Origin of the sequence: Streptomyces sp. NPDC006691 (assembly GCF_042869955.1) — a bacterium.
GTDB lineage: Bacteria > Actinomycetota > Actinomycetes > Streptomycetales > Streptomycetaceae > Streptomyces.
The window spans coordinates 159,832-175,899 of record NZ_JBIAGW010000005.1; the positions used below are offsets into that span (position 1 = coordinate 159,832).

Annotated in this window: 12 protein-coding genes; 7 read left to right on the top strand and 5 right to left on the bottom strand. The window is 71.1% G+C overall.

The features are described from left to right. Positions 1-34: 34 nt before the first annotated feature. Both ACFYNP_RS14010 and ACFYNP_RS14015 read right to left on the bottom strand, forming a co-directional pair. On the bottom strand, positions 35-1,612 hold the full coding sequence (locus ACFYNP_RS14010; protein WP_388785468.1) for a prepilin-type N-terminal cleavage/methylation domain-containing protein: 1,578 nt from the start codon (positions 1,610-1,612) through the stop codon (positions 35-37). 68 nt (positions 1,613-1,680) lie between these two features. After that, positions 1,681-2,316 (bottom strand): hypothetical protein, encoded by a 636-nt coding sequence (locus tag ACFYNP_RS14015; protein ID WP_388785470.1) that lies wholly within the window; start codon positions 2,314-2,316, stop codon positions 1,681-1,683. Between the two features lie 300 nt (positions 2,317-2,616). Here ACFYNP_RS14015 and ACFYNP_RS14020 point away from each other — a divergent pair, with 300 nt between their 5' ends. After that, the gene (locus tag ACFYNP_RS14020) at positions 2,617-3,846 is read left to right on the top strand and encodes a hypothetical protein (protein ID WP_388412865.1); all 1,230 of its coding nucleotides are present in this window, start codon (positions 2,617-2,619) and stop codon (positions 3,844-3,846) included. Positions 3,847-4,401: 555 nt separating this feature from the next. On the opposite strand, the gene ACFYNP_RS14025 is transcribed toward ACFYNP_RS14020, so the two are convergent. The 3 genes from ACFYNP_RS14025 to ACFYNP_RS14035 all read right to left on the bottom strand — a co-directional run bounded on the left by ACFYNP_RS14025 (position 4,402) and on the right by ACFYNP_RS14035 (position 6,549). Continuing rightward, positions 4,402-4,959: a PadR family transcriptional regulator gene (locus ACFYNP_RS14025; RefSeq protein ID WP_388412867.1), complete on the bottom strand. Its 558-nt coding sequence runs from the start codon at positions 4,957-4,959 to the stop codon at positions 4,402-4,404. Positions 4,960-5,122: 163 nt separating this feature from the next. Then, on the bottom strand, positions 5,123-5,941 hold the full coding sequence (locus ACFYNP_RS14030) for a prepilin peptidase (protein WP_388785471.1): 819 nt from the start codon (positions 5,939-5,941) through the stop codon (positions 5,123-5,125). Positions 5,942-6,204: 263 nt separating this feature from the next. Further along, on the bottom strand, positions 6,205-6,549 hold the full coding sequence (locus ACFYNP_RS14035; RefSeq protein ID WP_388412871.1) for a type IV pilin protein: 345 nt from the start codon (positions 6,547-6,549) through the stop codon (positions 6,205-6,207). 474 nt (positions 6,550-7,023) lie between these two features. Here ACFYNP_RS14035 and ACFYNP_RS14040 point away from each other — a divergent pair, with 474 nt between their 5' ends. The 6 genes from ACFYNP_RS14040 (at position 7,024) to ACFYNP_RS14065 (ending at position 15,991) form a co-directional block, all read left to right on the top strand. Next, positions 7,024-8,670: a GspE/PulE family protein gene (locus tag ACFYNP_RS14040; RefSeq protein ID WP_388785473.1), complete on the top strand. Its 1,647-nt coding sequence runs from the start codon at positions 7,024-7,026 to the stop codon at positions 8,668-8,670. Positions 8,671-8,789: 119 nt separating this feature from the next. Further along, positions 8,790-10,001 carry a type II secretion system F family protein gene (locus ACFYNP_RS14045; RefSeq protein WP_388412875.1) on the top strand — a complete coding sequence of 404 codons (1,212 nt, stop codon included), beginning with the start codon at positions 8,790-8,792 and terminating at the stop codon, positions 9,999-10,001. Positions 10,002-10,078: 77 nt separating this feature from the next. Then, positions 10,079-10,456 (top strand): type II secretion system protein, encoded by a 378-nt coding sequence (locus ACFYNP_RS14050; protein WP_388785792.1) that lies wholly within the window; start codon positions 10,079-10,081, stop codon positions 10,454-10,456. Next, positions 10,453-10,977 (top strand): type II secretion system protein, encoded by a 525-nt coding sequence (locus ACFYNP_RS14055; protein ID WP_388785475.1) that lies wholly within the window; start codon positions 10,453-10,455, stop codon positions 10,975-10,977. Before ACFYNP_RS14050 ends, ACFYNP_RS14055 begins: the two co-directional genes overlap by 4 nt. Next, positions 10,974-14,882 (top strand): hypothetical protein, encoded by a 3,909-nt coding sequence (locus ACFYNP_RS14060; RefSeq protein ID WP_388785476.1) that lies wholly within the window; start codon positions 10,974-10,976, stop codon positions 14,880-14,882. Before ACFYNP_RS14055 ends, ACFYNP_RS14060 begins: the two co-directional genes overlap by 4 nt. Continuing rightward, a complete protein-coding gene (locus ACFYNP_RS14065; protein ID WP_388412880.1) occupies positions 14,879-15,991 on the top strand; it encodes a type IV pilus twitching motility protein PilT in 1,113 nt (370 codons plus the stop codon). The genes ACFYNP_RS14060 and ACFYNP_RS14065 overlap by 4 nt, the downstream gene beginning before the upstream one ends. Positions 15,992-16,068 lie beyond the last annotated feature (77 nt).

Genomic DNA, 16,068 nt, shown 5'->3' on the forward strand with positions numbered 1-16,068 from the left:
CTGGTGGAGCTCGCGTGGCCGGTCCGGGAACGCCCTAGCTCGATCCCGTCCGGAACACCGCGACCGTCGCGTTGTCCGGATCGACCGCGTACACCTTCCCCGTGGTGTTGTTCGCGGCCAACGCGGCGAACCGGCGGGGCGTGCCGATCGGAGGCCGCGGCAGCAGCGTGCCGCCGTCGGACACTCCGAGGCCGCCCGGCGCGCCGAGAACGTTCTGCTGTGCCACGAAGATCCTGTTGAAGTTCTTCAGCACGGCGACCTTGTGCGCCATGTTCCCGGGCGCGGTCGACACTCCGCACACCGGCACTTGCCCCGTGACCGTCGTACCGACGATCCGGTCGATGCGGCCCCCGGAGTTGTTGCAGTTCGTCCCGCCGTCCAGCAGGACGTAGACCGACCCCGCCGCGGAGTTGTAGACCGCCGAGATGGGCGTGAGGGTGGATCCCACCGGGTCGTTGATCGCCGTGGAACTGCCGTCGCCGGGATTGATGGCGATCGTTGTCGCCACGGTCTTGCGCGGGCCCGAGGGATTCGCCGGGTCCGGAACGCACCTCTTGGCCAGGAGGTAGACCCGGTTGCGGCCGGGGTCGACCGCGACGCCACCACGCGCGCTGTTCACGACGAGGACGTTCCCGACATTGGCACTGCACGAGTCCGTGGGGAACTGCGCCACGACGCCGACGGCCTGGGTCTGCGACGAGATCGCGAAGAGGCCGATGCTGGCAGCCAGACTCGTGCCGCGGCCGACACCGCTCTTGACGAGGTACACGGTGTGGTGCGCGGGGTCGAAGGAGAAGTCCATTCCGTTGATCGCGCCCACGGTTCCCGCGGCGGGCAGGGTGATCGGCGTCGCCGACGAGCCGCCGGCCGCGATGCGGGCGACCGCCGAGGTGCCCGCGGTACCGCCGCCGACATAGACGTCGCCGTTCTCGGGGGAGACGGCCAGGGCGCTGACGGTCGTCGTGAAGCCGCTGACCCGGGTCACCTGGCCGCCCTTGGCCGTGTCGATGACCGCGACACCGCCCATGCCCCCGACGTAGACCCGCCCCGTACCGGGGTCGACGGCGATGCGGGTGGGGCTCGACACGGCGCTGGATACGTCGATCGGAGAACCGATCGGGGTGTCGGTACGGCCGTCGATCACGGTCACGTCGTTGCTGCCGCCGGCCACGACGTACACGCGGTCGGCCTTCTCGTCGACCGCGAGGTCGGCCGGATTCGTGCCCGCCCGGATCGCGTCCGCCCCGCTCTGCGTCGGCGTGGAGGTGTCGTACAGCGTGAACGACGACTTCTCGCCCCGGCCGCACTTGTTCTCGTTTCCGACCACCACCATGTTGTAGGTCGGTTCGCCGGACAGCAGACCGTCGGCTGTCAGGTCGTCGGCCGTCCCATAGCGTCCGTGCTTCGCGCAGTAGGACTCCTCCGCCGTTCGCAGCGTGGCCGCGTCGGCGGCGATCGCCTTCGCGCGGCCCTTGTCGCCGATGCCCCTGACGGAGAAGACCACGACGGCGGCGAGGACGCCGAGGATCACGATGACCACGAGCAACTCGATGAGCGTGAAGCCGTCCTGGCGTCTGGCGCGCAAGGAGGTGAGGCGATGGGCCGATGGCATGGCGGTCGGGGCTTCCTTCGATCGATGGGGCACGTTCAGCCCGAGCGCACGCGCGAGCCCTTGCCGCGTCACGGTGTTCCCCGGCGCACTGGCTTGACGTCCCTGGCTCCCGGTAGGTCCGGGCACGCGATGCCCTTCCCGGCGTGGTCGAGGTGGTTCGGGTCGGCCGGCTCGAACCGCAGGACGGCCTGTGCGTCCGCCTGGGTGGCGAAGTCCGCGCAGTCGTAGGCGTCATTGCCGTAGCGCAGGAAGTAGCGGGCGTCGAACGACCGCTTCGGCTGCGGGCAGAGCGCGCTGCGGGTGTCGTCCGGACCGCACTTGTGGTGCTGGGCGATGGCGGCGACCGGTTGGGTGTCGCGCGGTTGCGGCAGTCCACGACATGCGACGCCGCCTCCGTCATCGAGGTGGTTCGGATCGCTGGGGTTGGCCCGCAGCACCGCCTGCGCATCCGCCTGACTGGCGAAGCTCACGCACTCGAAGGCGTTGCCGTGGGTGGCGTACTCCTTCGCGTCGAACACCTCGCCGTGCGGGCAGAGCGCGCTGCGCTGCGTGCCCGGCGTGCACCACGCGGGGTCGGCCTGCTGGGCCGGGGCGGACGTGCCCGAGCCACCGCGCGCGATCACCACCACGACCGACACCACCGCGATCAACGCGAGAACCAGCGCACCCCGCCTGACCGCGCGGGAGCGCGACCATCTGCTCAACAGTGCCATCACATGCCTCTGCCCATCGTGCCGCCAGCCCCTCTTGTGCGTCCCGCGGCGGCCGACGGCACACGGCCGCCGGCCTGCCGCAGGCTGGGATACCCGTGCATTACATCCACAGCCAGCACGGTTGTCAATGATTGACTACTGGCTCCCCAACTGCGCACCATCTAGGGCTTGCAGGGCACCGCCATGCCGGGAAACCGGGCGGACGTACAGGATTTCTCGGACCTGTGCCCACTCCGTTCAGCAGGTGCCCGGGCGGCAGTCGCCGCCAACCGGATCGACTAGGAGTAGCAAATGCAACGAAGGTTCAGACGCGCTCGGAGTGCTCCGCACGCCGGCTTCGCCGCGATGCGCCGGGTACGGAACGCGTTCGCGGTGGGTGCGCTCGCGACGGCGCTGATCGCCGCCGGGGCACCCGCCGTGTTCGCCACCACGGGTTCCCAGGTCGGCATCGCGAACAACATGTATCCCGCGACGAAGGACATGAAGAGCACGATCGAGTCGCTCGGCTCGTTCACCGCGTTCACGGCGAACACCTCGTCCCAGGTCGGCGGGTTCTGGAACAAGCCGGCGATCGACACGTCGACGATGCGGGGCATCACGTCGGGAAGCCTGCGCCAGCAGTTGAAGAGCGCCGGTCCCTACACCACGTGCGATCCCTCTTCGTCGAACAACTGCGTCAACGGGCCTTTGCACATCGACGCGTTCCTGTCGGCGGACGAGACCAACGTGGACGCGGTCATCCCGACGACGGACGGCGGGACGTGCACGGCGAGCGGGAGCGTCGAGTGCAACGGCTCGGTCTCCAGCAAGCACGCCGTGGCCATCGGGCACCTGGCGATCTACAGCTGTAGCGGCAGCTGGGCGGGCTCGACCCACGGGGACGACCCGTCCAACGGCGGGACTCCGCCGTTGGCGTTCGGCGCGGACGCCAACGGCAGCGGCAACGGCAAGGCGCAGTCGCCGCGGTGTGACGCGTCGCCGGTCTCCGGCGGCGCGCCCACGACGATGTCCGGGGTGGTGAGCTGGCTCGCGACGAGTGGGCACCGGATCGCCGTCGCCGACCCGGCCACCGCGCCGTTCGGTGCGGCGTCCAAGCAGGCGCTGATCCAGAACGGGTTCACGTGGACCACCAGCGGGGCGGGTCAGAACGTGTTCACCGGGAGCGCGTGCGACAGCGCGGGGACGGCGTGCAAGGTGCGCCTGGAATCCGGGATCAGCCAGGTGCGCGGCGCGGTGACGGCGAACGCCGGCGGGAACACCCAGCTGGGTCTTGTCGCGAAGTCGAACATCATGCACGTGAGCTGGACGTCGAGCTCGCTGAACGGCACCACGGGCAATGACCCCAACACGTGGACCGACGTCGATCCGAGCGCGTACTCCGGCTACGGGGACATCGAGCAGTACGGCGTCGCCCTGAGCGGCGGCAACGCCGGTGCGGAGGCCGCCTGGGACGACCTGTTCAACACCAAGTGGGACGGCAACGCCACCATCCAGTCGACCCTCGCCGCCTACGGCTACTAGGCGATCCGGAGCACTGGGCAACGGGCCGTCGGCGGGGCGCGAACAGCGCCCCGCCGGCGGCCCCGGCGCGTCGCGTGCGCCGCCGCCGGGGCGTCGGGCCATGCCGTGCCCTCAGCAGGCATCGCGCACCCGTCGGAACGGTAACCGCCTTACAGCGGCGGCCAGTTGATGGCCTCCCCGCCGAAATGTGTCACCCACTCTCGTTCGTCGGGCCCCGAGAAGGGGCCTCGCCCATGAGCAGATCAGCACGTCGCCCCGCGCCGGACGGCCGTCCCATGGCGGTCACCCGCCGTCGCTTCGGCGATGGCGATGATGCGACCGCCGGCCCCGTCCCGCCGACGCGCACGCGCTGGTGAGCACGGTCCACGGACGACGGATCGGGTGCCGCCCGCGCAGGTGCGGGCTGTCCCGGCGGTGACGCCGGGGAGCGACCACCGGGGTATCGGCCGCCGTGGTCGTGCCGGCCCGACCGGGTCGTGGCGCGCGGCGGCGACGACGGTGTGGGCCCAGAAGACGACGGTGTGGGCCCAGAAGTGGATGACGGCGAGCGTGACGTCAGCCGGTCTTGACGGCCGGCCTCTTCGAGTCGACGTCGACGGCGTCGAGAAGCTGGCGCGCGGCGCGGACGATCTCCAGCCGCCAGTCGTAGATCGCGCGGGCGAGGTGGTCGTCGACGGGGTCCTTGGCACGCAGCGACTCCTCGATCCCGTCGAGGACGACCCGCTGACGTTCGACCAGGCGAGCCGGGCTCATGCCGCGGCGCTGGAGGAGGAGCAGCTTGCTCGTGAAGTCGGCGCGGATGTCGCGCAGATGGGGCACCGGTTCGCTGAGCCACCGGCTGACGGCCGTCTTCGCCGCGCGGGTGGTGGCGTAGATCATGCGCTGCGGTCCGCGGTCGCTTTCCTCGGAGCCGACCGGCGTGATCAGTCCGCGCTCGACGAGCCGCGAGATCGACCGGTAGACCATCGGGCGCGAGATGTACCAGAATTCACCGATCTCCGATCCCTCCGCGGTGAGGGATGCGATGGCGAAGCCGTGGCTCGGCCGTTCGGCCACGAGTGCGAGCACAATCCACTCGGCCAGTGGCAGATCAGGTCGGTCAGGTTTCGCCATGGTGACCAGGGTAGCAATTGGTCCGGCGGACGATTGTGCGATGGAACAGTCTTCGGTGCCCACCCGGCGCGCGTCCTGTAGATACAGCCAGGGCCGCCGTCCGGGTTCCGTCGCACCCACTCCCAACCGGCCCGCGGCCGGCGTCCGGCCCCGGTGACCGGGGTCAGTGGCGGACCGTGGTGAGCCGCGCGTCCATCGCGTACCGGTCGCTCAGGCTCTCGTACCAGTGGACGACGGGTGCGCCGACGAGGAGGGCGGCGATGGCGCCGACGGCGAGGAACAGTCCGAACGGCAGGCGGGTATGGCGGGTCGCCCGCCCCGCCGCCATGAGCGCGACGCCCACCAGCAGCCCGACGACGCTCCCGGCCAGCAGCCCGAGGACGAGGTAGGAAGGACCGAGCCAGCCGAGGCCGGTGCCGAGCAGGCCGGCCAGGCGCACATCGCCGAAGCCGAGCCAGACCGGCCGCACCCAGTGCAGGGCGAAGAAGGCGGCGAACGCGCCCGCTCCGCACAGCGCGGTCGTGCCGAGCCGCTGCCACTGGCCGGTGGTCGCCGCGGCCGCGAGCAGACAGGCGGCGGTGAGCCCGAGGGTCGGATGGACCAGCCGCCGGGGGAGCAGGAAGCGTTCGGCATCGCAGGCGGCCAGGGCCAACAGCCCGGCGGTGAAGACCAGTTCGGCCGGGAGCTCTTCCGACCGGCCAAAGCGCAGCGCCTCGGCCAGGAACAGGATCGCGGTGAGCGCTTCGATGAGCGGATAGCGCGCGGGAATGGGAACCCGGCAGGCACGGCAACGCCGGCCCAGCAGGAGCCAGGACACCACGGGGACGTTGTCCCGGGCCGCGATCGGTGTGGCGCATCGCGGGCAGGCGGAGCGGGGCCGCACGACCGAACGGCCTTCCGGTACCCGGGAGACGGCGACGTTGAGGAACGACCCCACCGCGAGCCCCAGCAGACCGATCATCGCGACAAATATGGATTCCATGGGTGTAACCGTGCCTTACGGTGCATAACTGTTGCTACCGGAATGATGCGGTTGATTACGGTCGAGGGGGCGGGCCCCGCCCTCTCGCCAACTCCCCCCGGACCAGGCCCTCGCGGCCCTCGCCCCACCCCGATGAACCGGGCCCTGGTGGCCGCCCCAACCGCCATCGGGCGACATCGGCGGGACTCCCCCGTTTCCCCTCCCCCTCAGGTGCAGGGGCTCGTCTCAGGTGCAGGGGCTCGTCTCAGGTGCAGGGGTTCGTGTCAGGTGCAGGGGTTCGCCTGATCGCCGTCGAGTTTCCTCAGCGTGATCTCGAAGGTGGCGCCCTTCGGATTGACGTCGTACCAAGTGGATTCGGTGGACAGGAACCCACCGTTCACCAGGTCGGCCATGGTGCCGTAGGCGCCGTGGTTGCCATTGGCGAAGAACGCCTCTTCCGCGGTCTGGATCGTGGACCTGTCGGTCTTGCACGCCGAACTCTGGCCCTTGTCATTGATGCCGCGGACGGAGAAGACGACGACGGCGGCCAGGATGCCCAGGATCACGATGACCACGAGAAGCTCGATGAGCGTGAAGCCGGACTCCGCCCTCTCGTTCGGTGCACGCATTCGCCGGCGCAACGTGGCTTGTGGGTATCTGAACATCTCTCTCCATCTGCGGCGCCCGGTTCAAGCAAGGCCCGGGACGATAGTAACTGCCTGATTAATCAGCCGTAGACTACGTAGCCCACGGTCCACTTACAAGGGCTGTCCACGCGAGGACGGCACACGGAACCTTGCGACGGGGTGCTGTAGTATCCCGCTGACTAATCAGCGACTGACAGTACTGCGGATGCACGCGCGGCGAAGGATCGGCCGTGTTCTGGATGCGCGAAAGGGGTGGGTTCCTTGGCGAATCGCCGGCTTCTCCGTCGCCGCGCGGAGGCGACAAGCCCTGCGGGCGAGGACGGCCCCCTGTCCGAGGGCGCGCGGGCCCCGGAGCCGTCCGCGGGCCCGGTGGGCGAACCGGTCCGGGACGCGACGTCCGGCCCAGGGGGGCCGTCACGCACGGCGGAGACGCGGCCGCGTATCGGGGAACTGCTGGTGCGGCGCGGGCTGCTCACCCCGGCGCAGGTGGATGAGGCGCTCCTGCAACAGTCGGCGTCGGGCAAGCGGCTCGGCGCCCTGCTGGTCGAACTCGCCATGGTCGACGAGCGGTCGCTGATCGAGGCGCTGTCGGTTCAACTCGACGTCCCCGTGGCCGACTTGCGCCAGAGCGAACCCGATCCCGAGGCTGCCGCCCGGGTGCCGGAGGCGCTGGCCCGCTCGCTGGGGGTGGTTGCGGTCCGGCGGGCCGAGGGCACGCTGCTGATCGCGGCGGGCGACCCGGGTGATCCGCGCGTACTCGACGAGGTCGGCCGGGCCGTCGCGCCGGACCGGGTGCGGCTGGCGATCGCGGCTCCCGCGGACATCCTGCGCTCGATCGACAGCACCTACCGGGCGCTGGCCGGCGTCGGCAGCCTGGTCGAGGCCTTCGAGGCGACCGAGACCGGCCGCAACGCCGACTCCGGGGCCAGAGTGGTGAGTGAGGACGCGCCCGTCGTCCACCTGGTCAACCTCATGCTGACCCAGGGCCTGCGCGACCGGGCCTCGGACATCCACATAGAACCGCACGCCGACCGGGTCCGGGTGCGGTACCGCATCGACGGCGCGCTGCACGACGTGCTCAGCTTGCCGGAGAACATGGGCCCGGCCCTGGTCAGCCGTATCAAGATCATGGCCAATATGAACATCGTCGACCGGCGGCGCCCGCAGGACGGACAGATCGCCACCGAGATCGACGGCAGGTCGGTCGACATCCGGGTCGCGACCAGCCCCACCCTCTGGGGTGAGAAGGCGGTGCTGCGGCTGCTCGACCGGAACCGCACCCTGTTCCGCCTTGCCGAGCTCGGCATGCCCGCCGCGACCTACGAACGGTTCTCGTCGCTGCTGCGCTCGCCCTACGGCATGGTCGCCTGTGCCGGACCGACCGGCAGCGGCAAGACGACGACCCTGTACGCCACGCTCGGCGAGCTGAACCAGAGCGAGCGCAACATCACCACCATCGAAGACCCGGTGGAGTACGTGTTCCCGTCGGTCAACCAGATCCAGATCAACGACCAGGCGGGCATCTCGTTCGCGACCGGCCTGCGCTCGATCCTCCGACAGGACCCCGATGTGATCCTGGTCGGCGAGATCCGGGACGCCGAGACGGCGCGGATCGCGGTGGAGTCCGCTCTCACCGGCCACTTCGTCCTGTCGTCCATCCACGCCGCCGACTCCTGCTCCGCGCTGCACCGGTTCGCCGACATGGGCATCGAGCCGTTCCTGATCACCTCCACGGTCGCCGGTGTCGTCAGCCAGCGACTGGTGCGGCGGATCTGCGACCAGTGCCGCGAGCCCTACCGGCCGGGCGTGGACGAACTGGCCTTCTTCGCCAAGGCCGGCGGATCGACCGACAGCGGGTTCTGGCAGGGCCGGGGCTGCAACTTCTGCTCCCGGACCGGCTACCAGGAGCGCATCGGCGTCTTCGAGCTGCTCGTGATGAGCGACGCGGTCAAGCGGCTGCTCGTCGAGAAGGCGCCGATGCACAGCCTGCGCGGCGCCGCCCGCGAGCAGCACATGGACAGCCTCCTGGACGGCGGCGTCCGCCTGGTGGAGGAGGGCGTCACGACCATCGCCGAGATCATGTCCAGCGTGTACGTGGTCTAGGGCCGCGCGTCCCCGACCGGATCCGCCGGACAGGCCCCGGGGCCCACCTCGCCGGCCGCGGCACCCCAGCACTGACGACGCGAACCTCTGCACCGACCGGAAATCAGGAGTACATCGGCATGGCCACCTTCAAGTACGTCGCGGTCGGCCCGGACGGGAGACGGGCCACCGGTGTGCTCAAGGGCTCCAGTGTCGACGGCGTGACCGACAGCCTGGCCCGGCAGGGCTACGACGTACGGTCGGTCAAGGCCGTGGGCCGCAATCCGCTGCACCTCGAACTCACCGCGGCGAAGGTCGATCTGGTCGAGCTGAGCAACTTCTCGCGCCAGATGGCCGCCTTCATCAAGGCCGGAGTGCCCATCCTGGACGCCCTGGAGATCATCCGCGCCGAGACCAAGGACAAGAAGCTCGGCAGGATGCTCGTCGACGTCATGGACTCGCTGCGATTCGGCGAAAGCTTCGCCGCCGCGATGGCAGCCCACACCGCGGCGCTCCCGCCGTTCTACACATCCGTCCTGCGCTCGGCCGAGGCGACCGGAGAACTCGACGTGGTGATGGCGCAGTTGGGCCGCTACATCGAGCGCGACGTCGAGGGGCGGCGCAGCATCCGCTCCGCACTGACCTATCCGATCCTGGTGATGGGGCTGGCCGTCGCGGTCGTCCTCGTCCTCGTCATCTTCGTACTGCCCCGGTTCAAGGTGTTCTTCGAGTCCTTCCACGCGAAACTGCCGCTGCCCACCCGGATGCTGCTGGGCTTCACCGACTTCGTCACGGCCTGGTATCCGGTCATCGTCGGCGTGCTCGGCGCGCTCGTGGTGGCCCTGCTCGCCGGTTTGCGGACCGAGCGGGGACGGGTGCTGCGCGACCGCTTCCTGCTGGCGACGCCGGTGGTCGGCGACGTGGTCCGCTTCATGGTCATCGAACGGTTCTGCCGCATCCTGACCTCGATGATCAAGGCCGGCGTACCCCTGCCGGAGGCGCTCGGCCTGGCGAGTGCGGGCGCCAACAACCTGGTGTACCAACGGTCCATCGGGACCGCCCGGACGGAGATGCTCGAAGGCGGCGGAATCTCCCAGCCGATCGCCCGCACCGGGCTGTTCCCCGGGGCGGTCACCCAGATGATGCGCGTGGGGGAAGAGACCGGAACCCTCGACGACCAGCTCGACAACGTCTCGGAGTTCTACGAGAAGGAACTCCAGCACAAACTCAAGCGGCTGACCAGCCTGTTCGAGCCGACCGTGGTGATCATGGTGGGGGTCGTCGTGGGGTTTGTGGCCGTCGCCCTCATCTCGGCGATCTACGGCGTCTACAGCCAGGTCACCGTCCAGTGACCGGCCCGGCACGCCGTCCGAGGCGACACCCGAGGATCCACCCGAGGTGCCACCGCGGCGAAGAGGGCGAGACGTTGGTGGAGGTTCTCGTCGCCGTGGTGCTCATGGGGGTTGCCTTCGTGACCATCCTCGGGGGCATCGGCACCGCGATCATCAGCTCGGCCACCCAGGCGAAGGTGACCACCGCCGACTCGGTCGTCCGCAGCGCCGCCGAGCAGGTCGTCAGCGACCCGTACGTGTCCTGCGCGCGTGACTACCGGACTCCGGCCCCGCCCCCCGGGTACACCGTGACCGTCAGGATCGAGTACTGGGACGGGGTGGGTGCGTTCGGCGAGCCCTGCCCGACGGCCGATACCGGAGTGCAGAAGGTGACACTCACCGTGCGCCGGACCGGCGCCCGCCCCGTCAGGGACGCGACCCTCGAAGTGGTCAAGCGGGAGCCGATGCCGTCATGACGGCTCAACGGCACGCCGAACGCTCGGAGTTGGGGTTCACCCTGACCGAGTTGCTGGTCACGATCGTCATCGTGGGCATCGTCGGGGCCCTGCTGCCCAAGGCGATCATCCTCGGACTCCGGTTCACCACGGGTACCGAGAAGCGGGTGGCCGCCACCAGCGCGCTGGGCACGCTCAACCGCTATTTCTACGGCGACGTGCAGAGCGCGGACAACGTCACGACCGCCCCCGCATGCGGCGTCGCCGACGTGATCGTCCACCTGAGCCGGCCCGGCACCGACACCGTCTACAGCTACGACCGGCCGACCGGCGCCCTCAGCCGGGTGACGTGCACCGACGCAGGTGCCGTCACCACGTCGCTGGGCCGGTTCGACCCTGCCGCATCGACCCATCCGGTGACTCTGAGCTGTGGTGCCGAGACCTTGTGCACCTCGCCCATGGAGGTAACGCTGACCGTGCAGAGCGACCCCGCCGCACCCCCGACGGCCCTCACCGCCGTCCGACGATCGAGCGCGTCATGACCGGCCGCCCGAGTCCGCGGCTCACCGTGGCCGCCCGCCCGTACCCGCGGTTCGTCATGACCGGCCGCCCGTATCCGCGGTTCGTCCTGACCGGCCGCCCGTGTCCGCGCCGCCCGCGCGACGATGACGAACAGGGCGCGACGCTGATACTCGCGCTGGTCTTCGTCGTCGTCTTCGGCCTGGTGACCGTGGCGGTGCTGTCCTTCGCGGGCACAGGGCTGAAAGCCGCGGGCGTGTACGTCGACCAGGGCAGGCGTAGCTACAGCGCGGACGGTGCCACACAGCTCGCGATCAAGAACTTCTCGCAGGGCAACCCGTGTGCCGACTACACCGCCCCGCCGATCAACGGCCGGCAGATGATCGTCCACTGCGACCCCCTCAACACGTCGCCCGCGACCACGCGCGCGACCCAACCGCAGGACGCGCTGCGCAGCCTGGGCCGGGCGGCCAAGGACGGCGTCAACGTGACCGCGCAGGGGGTGCGTGTGCAGGGCAGCGTGTTCTCCCGCTCGAACATCACCACCGGCGCCGGCGCCTCGATGGCGGTGTCCGGCGACGTGTCCGCCGTCGGCGACTGCTCCAGTGCCGTGTCGCAGACCCAACTCCCCCCGACCCAGGGGCCGTACGCGCACGACTGCGCCAACGACACCCCGTCGACTCCCGCCGACGAGGTCCTGGGCGCCGACCCGGACTACACCCCGCCCGCCACGGCCGTCCCGCCCCGCCGGGCGGTGCCCGCGTGCCCCGACCCCGGTTCCTGGCTGGTGCGGCTGCGGCCCGGCTACTACGACGATGCCCACGCCCTCACCCGCCTCACCGGCGGCGACTGCCACAACGTCGTCGTGTGGCTCCAACCGGGCATCTACTACTTCGACTTCACCTTCACCGGCGGCACCGCGCTCTGGACGGTCGACGACCCCACGGTGAGTGTGGTCGGCGGCACGCCGGCAGGCTGGGCCCCCGCAGCCCCCACCCGCCCGGCCGTCCCCAGCCCGGGGGCGTGCGACAGGACCCGGCCCGAAGGCGTCGAGGTCATGATGGGCGGCGGCAGCCAGTTCCGGGTCGACCGCGGTCACGCCGAACTGTGCGCCCCGGTGGCTCCGGGCGCGCAGCAGGTGGCGGTGTACGGGGTCCAGCCACCGAAACCGTCGCACACCCTGAAGCCGACAGCCGTGGTCACGAACACCGGCTTCACCGCCCCGGACCATGCCCTGACCGGTGGCGAACGGCCGACCCTGCCCGGGTGTTCGCAGCCGACCGGCACGGCGGGCTGCACGGCCGACGCCGTCCTCGATCCGGCGACACGTCCGTCGGCCTCGATGCGGCTCGCGGGCTTCACCCCGCGGGTGCCGCCCGGATCGGTCATCACCGGCGCGACGCTGCGGGTCGAGCACCAGGACGAGGGCGACCTGGCCGCCCCCGGCGCGGTGAAGGTCACCACCGCGGTCGGCGGGGACGCCTGCCGCACCGACAACCTGCCCCGGCACCCGGCGCTCGCCCTGGATCCCCCGATCGACCTGCTGAGCGCGTGCGGGCTCGGCGACCCGGATCGGCTCACCGGCCTGACGGTGACGTACACCGCCACCCTGGACGCCGACGGCACCGCCGCCACGGAACGACTGGACGGCATCCGGCTGGAGGTCAGCTACCGTACGCCGACCACGTTCAAGCCCACCGCCGTAACCGCGTCGACCGGGTTCACCGATCCCGGCAGCGCCCTGGAGATCGGCGAACAGCCGACCTCGTTGGCGGCCGGCGCCGATCTGACCCCGGGGGCCCGGCCCGCGTCGATCACCCTGGCCGGGTTCGGGCAGCCGCCCCTGCCGCCGGGGTCGACGATCGACTCCGCCGTGCTGCGGGTGGCCCATCGGGAGAGCGGCGACGCGGCGGCGCCCGGGATCGACGTCGCCCCCGCGGGCGGCGGTGACGGCTGCGCCCGGCTGCCGCTCACCGCGCGGGCCGTACTGGGCGACGACCGCGTCGACCTCAAGGCCTGCGGCATCACCGACCCCGCGCAGCTGACCGGACTGACCGCGACCTACACCGCCGGGCTGAAGGAGGGTGGCACCACGGGCTCCGATTCCCTGGACGGCATATGGCTCGAAGTCGTCTACGACCCGCCGGCGCCCCGGCCGGCGACGAGCGCGGAGTCGACGACGTTCACCGACGCGGCCGATGCCGAGGCGATCGACGGCACCGACACGGCCCGCGCCACCCTCGACCCGGTGACGACGCCGACCGCCAGCATCGGACTCGGCGGTTACGACGCCCCCGCGGTGGCGCCCGGGTCGGTCCTGGACGGGGCGCTGCTGCACGTCGCGCACCGCGACGATCCCGGGGCGGCCGGCGGGCCGCCGCCGACGGCCGCGGTCACCCTGACCGGGCCCGGCCTACCCCGCTCCTGCACCACCGCGCGGAATCTCGCCGTGCACCAGGGCGGCCTGGCCACCGACACCCTGGACCTGGTGGCCACCTGCGGGCTGACCGATCCCGCCCAGCTGACCGGCCTGGTCGTGACGTACACCGCCACCCTGGGCGCCGGCGGCACCACCGCCACCGATCAGCTCGACGGCGTCACCCTGGAACTGGCCCACCGGCCGCCGCTCCCGGTACGGCCCACCACGGCGATCAGCGCCGCGACGCCCACCGCCGCGGCGTTCCCCGACCCGGAGAACGCGCGGGCGATCGACGCCACCGCCTCGACCGCGACGCTTTCCACGGCCACCCCGTCGGCGTCGGTCCGGGCCGGCGGGTTCGCGATGCTGCCCCTGCCGGCGGGGGCGGTGATCGACAAGGTCGTCCTGCGCGTAGCCCACCAGGACGACGACACCAACCCGGCGCCGCCCGCGCCGAAGCAGCCTCCCACGACCGCGCTGACCGTCTCCGGCACCGGTACCGCCTGCGACGCGAGCCACGCCCTGACCGCCCATCAAGGGGCACTCGGTGTCGACGTCGTCGACCTCGGCGCTTGCGGGATCACCCAGGGCGAGCAGTTGTCCGGGCTCGCGGTGGACTATGCGGCGAGGCTGGCCACGGGCGGTACCGCCGCGGCCGACCGGCTCGACGGCGTCGAGCTCGACATCGTGTTCCGGGCCCCGTCCATCAGGGCCCTGTCCGGCTGCCTCACCACGGGCAGCCGTTGCGCGGTGCTGAAGTCGACCGACGACGCCGACACGACCACCGAGCACAGCCGGCTGGTGGTCAACGGCACGGTCTACGCTCCGACCGCCGCCGTCGACCTGTCGATGAGCCAGGTCGGTTCGCAGGTCGTCACCCGCGGCATCGTCGCCCGGACCATTGATCTCGGCATCAGTCCGGCGGCCGGATACCTCCGCCCGGTGATCGGAATCCCGCCGGAGCCGGTGCTGTTCACGACCTATCCGGCCGTGACCGCACGACCGGCGTCGGTCACCGCGAGCACCGGGTTCACCACCCCGGCTCCCGGCGCGCCCGTCGACGTCACGGACGCCGCCATCGCGGGCGGGGGCCGAGCCTCCCTCACCTTCGGCGGCTACACCCAGCCGGAACCGGCCGGGACCGGACCGCTCGACCACGTCGTCCTGCACGTGGCGCACCACGACGACGGGGACGTGAAGGCGGTGAAGTTGTCGGTGGACTTTCCGGGCAGCACCTGTGCCGGCGTCGAGCGCTCACTGGACGTACCGGTCCACCCCGGCCCGGGCGGCCCGGTGGCCGACCGGCTCGACCTGGCACCGTGCGGCCTGACCCGAGCCTCCCAGGTGGCCGGGCTGACCTTGACCTACACCGTCACCGCCGGGAGCGGTGGCGCGACCGAGCACCTCGGCGGCACCGGGATCGACCTGCTGTCCGGCCCGCTGGTCCGGGCCGCCGTGTCCTTCGACGGCCACGCCGGCACCGTCAAGCAGTGGACGGTCCTGCCATGAGCGAGCACACCACCTTGGAGACCACCATGTCCGGGCCGGATTCCGCGATCATCGACCAGCTGCTCGGCGAGCTGTGGCAGCGGGGCGGCAGCGACCTGTTGCTCACTGCCGGATCGGCGCCGTTCCTGCGCGTCGACGGCGCCCTGCGGCCGGTCGAGGGGGCTCCGCTGACCGAGCCGGAGGTCGACCGTCTGGTGACCGGAGTGCTCGGCGAGGACCTCACGGAGAGGTTCCGCCGGGAGAAGCAGGTCGACTTCGCGTTCAGCTGGGGGGAGCGGGCCAGACTGCGCGGGAACGCCTTCGTGCAGCGCGGGGCGTCGGCGCTGGCGCTGCGGATCATCCCGTTCGAGGTGCCGTCGTACGAGCAGCTCGGGCTCCCTCCGGTCGTCATCGGGTGGGCGGGCCTGCCGCGCGGCTTCGTGCTGGTGACCGGGCCGACCGGATCGGGGAAGTCGACCAGCCTGGCGGCGCTGCTCGACCACGTGAACACGCACCGGTCGGTGCACATCCTCACCATCGAGGACCCGATCGAGTATCTGCACCGGCACAAGCGGTCGGCGGTCAACCAGCGCGAGGTGGGCACCGACACCGACTCGTTCCCCGCCGCGCTGCGCTCGGCCCTGCGCGAGGATCCCGACGTCCTGCTCCTCGGCGAGATGCGCGACCCGGAGAGCATCTCCGCGGCCCTGACCATCGCCGAGACCGGGCACCTGGTGTTCGCCACGCTGCACACCAACGACGCCTCGCAGACCCTGGACCGCATCGTCGACGTGTTCCCGGCCGAGCAACAGCCGCAAATCCGGCTCCAGTTGGCGCACACCCTGGTCGGCATCCTCAACCAGACGCTCATCCCCCGGACCGGCGGTGGCCGGGTGGCCGCCTTCGAGGTGCTGGTCGCCACCTCCGCGATCCGCAACCTGATCCGCGAGGGCAAGACCCGCCAGATCCGCAACATGATCTCGACCGGCCACCGTGACGGCATGCAGACCCTGGAGTCGGGCGTCAACGCCCTCGTCGCGGCAGGCACCGTCGCCTACGAGGAGGCCGTGCTGTGCACGGCCCACCCGGAGGACATCCAGCGGCCCTGCGCCCCGGCCGGCCGCGCCTGACCGTCCGGAGGATCACGTCTCCAGGGAACAGCCCGGAGCGCGGAGGCCGATCGCGTGGGATCCGATCGCGTGGGATC

Excerpts from the sequence above, each read along its gene's own strand:
- ACFYNP_RS14010 (WP_388785468.1), bottom strand. The coding sequence starts at position 1,612 with ATGCCATCGGCCCATCGCCTCACCTCCTTGCGCGCCAGACGCCAGGAC.
- ACFYNP_RS14020 (WP_388412865.1), top strand. The coding sequence starts at position 2,617 with ATGCAACGAAGGTTCAGACGCGCTCGGAGTGCTCCGCACGCCGGCTTC.
- ACFYNP_RS14025 (WP_388412867.1), bottom strand. The coding sequence starts at position 4,959 with ATGGCGAAACCTGACCGACCTGATCTGCCACTGGCCGAGTGGATTGTG.
- ACFYNP_RS14030 (WP_388785471.1), bottom strand. The coding sequence starts at position 5,941 with ATGGAATCCATATTTGTCGCGATGATCGGTCTGCTGGGGCTCGCGGTG.
- ACFYNP_RS14035 (WP_388412871.1), bottom strand. The coding sequence starts at position 6,549 with ATGCGTGCACCGAACGAGAGGGCGGAGTCCGGCTTCACGCTCATCGAG.
- ACFYNP_RS14045 (WP_388412875.1), top strand. The coding sequence starts at position 8,790 with ATGGCCACCTTCAAGTACGTCGCGGTCGGCCCGGACGGGAGACGGGCC.
- ACFYNP_RS14055 (WP_388785475.1), top strand. The coding sequence starts at position 10,453 with ATGACGGCTCAACGGCACGCCGAACGCTCGGAGTTGGGGTTCACCCTG.
- ACFYNP_RS14060 (WP_388785476.1), top strand. The coding sequence starts at position 10,974 with ATGACCGGCCGCCCGAGTCCGCGGCTCACCGTGGCCGCCCGCCCGTAC.
- ACFYNP_RS14065 (WP_388412880.1), top strand. The coding sequence starts at position 14,879 with ATGAGCGAGCACACCACCTTGGAGACCACCATGTCCGGGCCGGATTCC.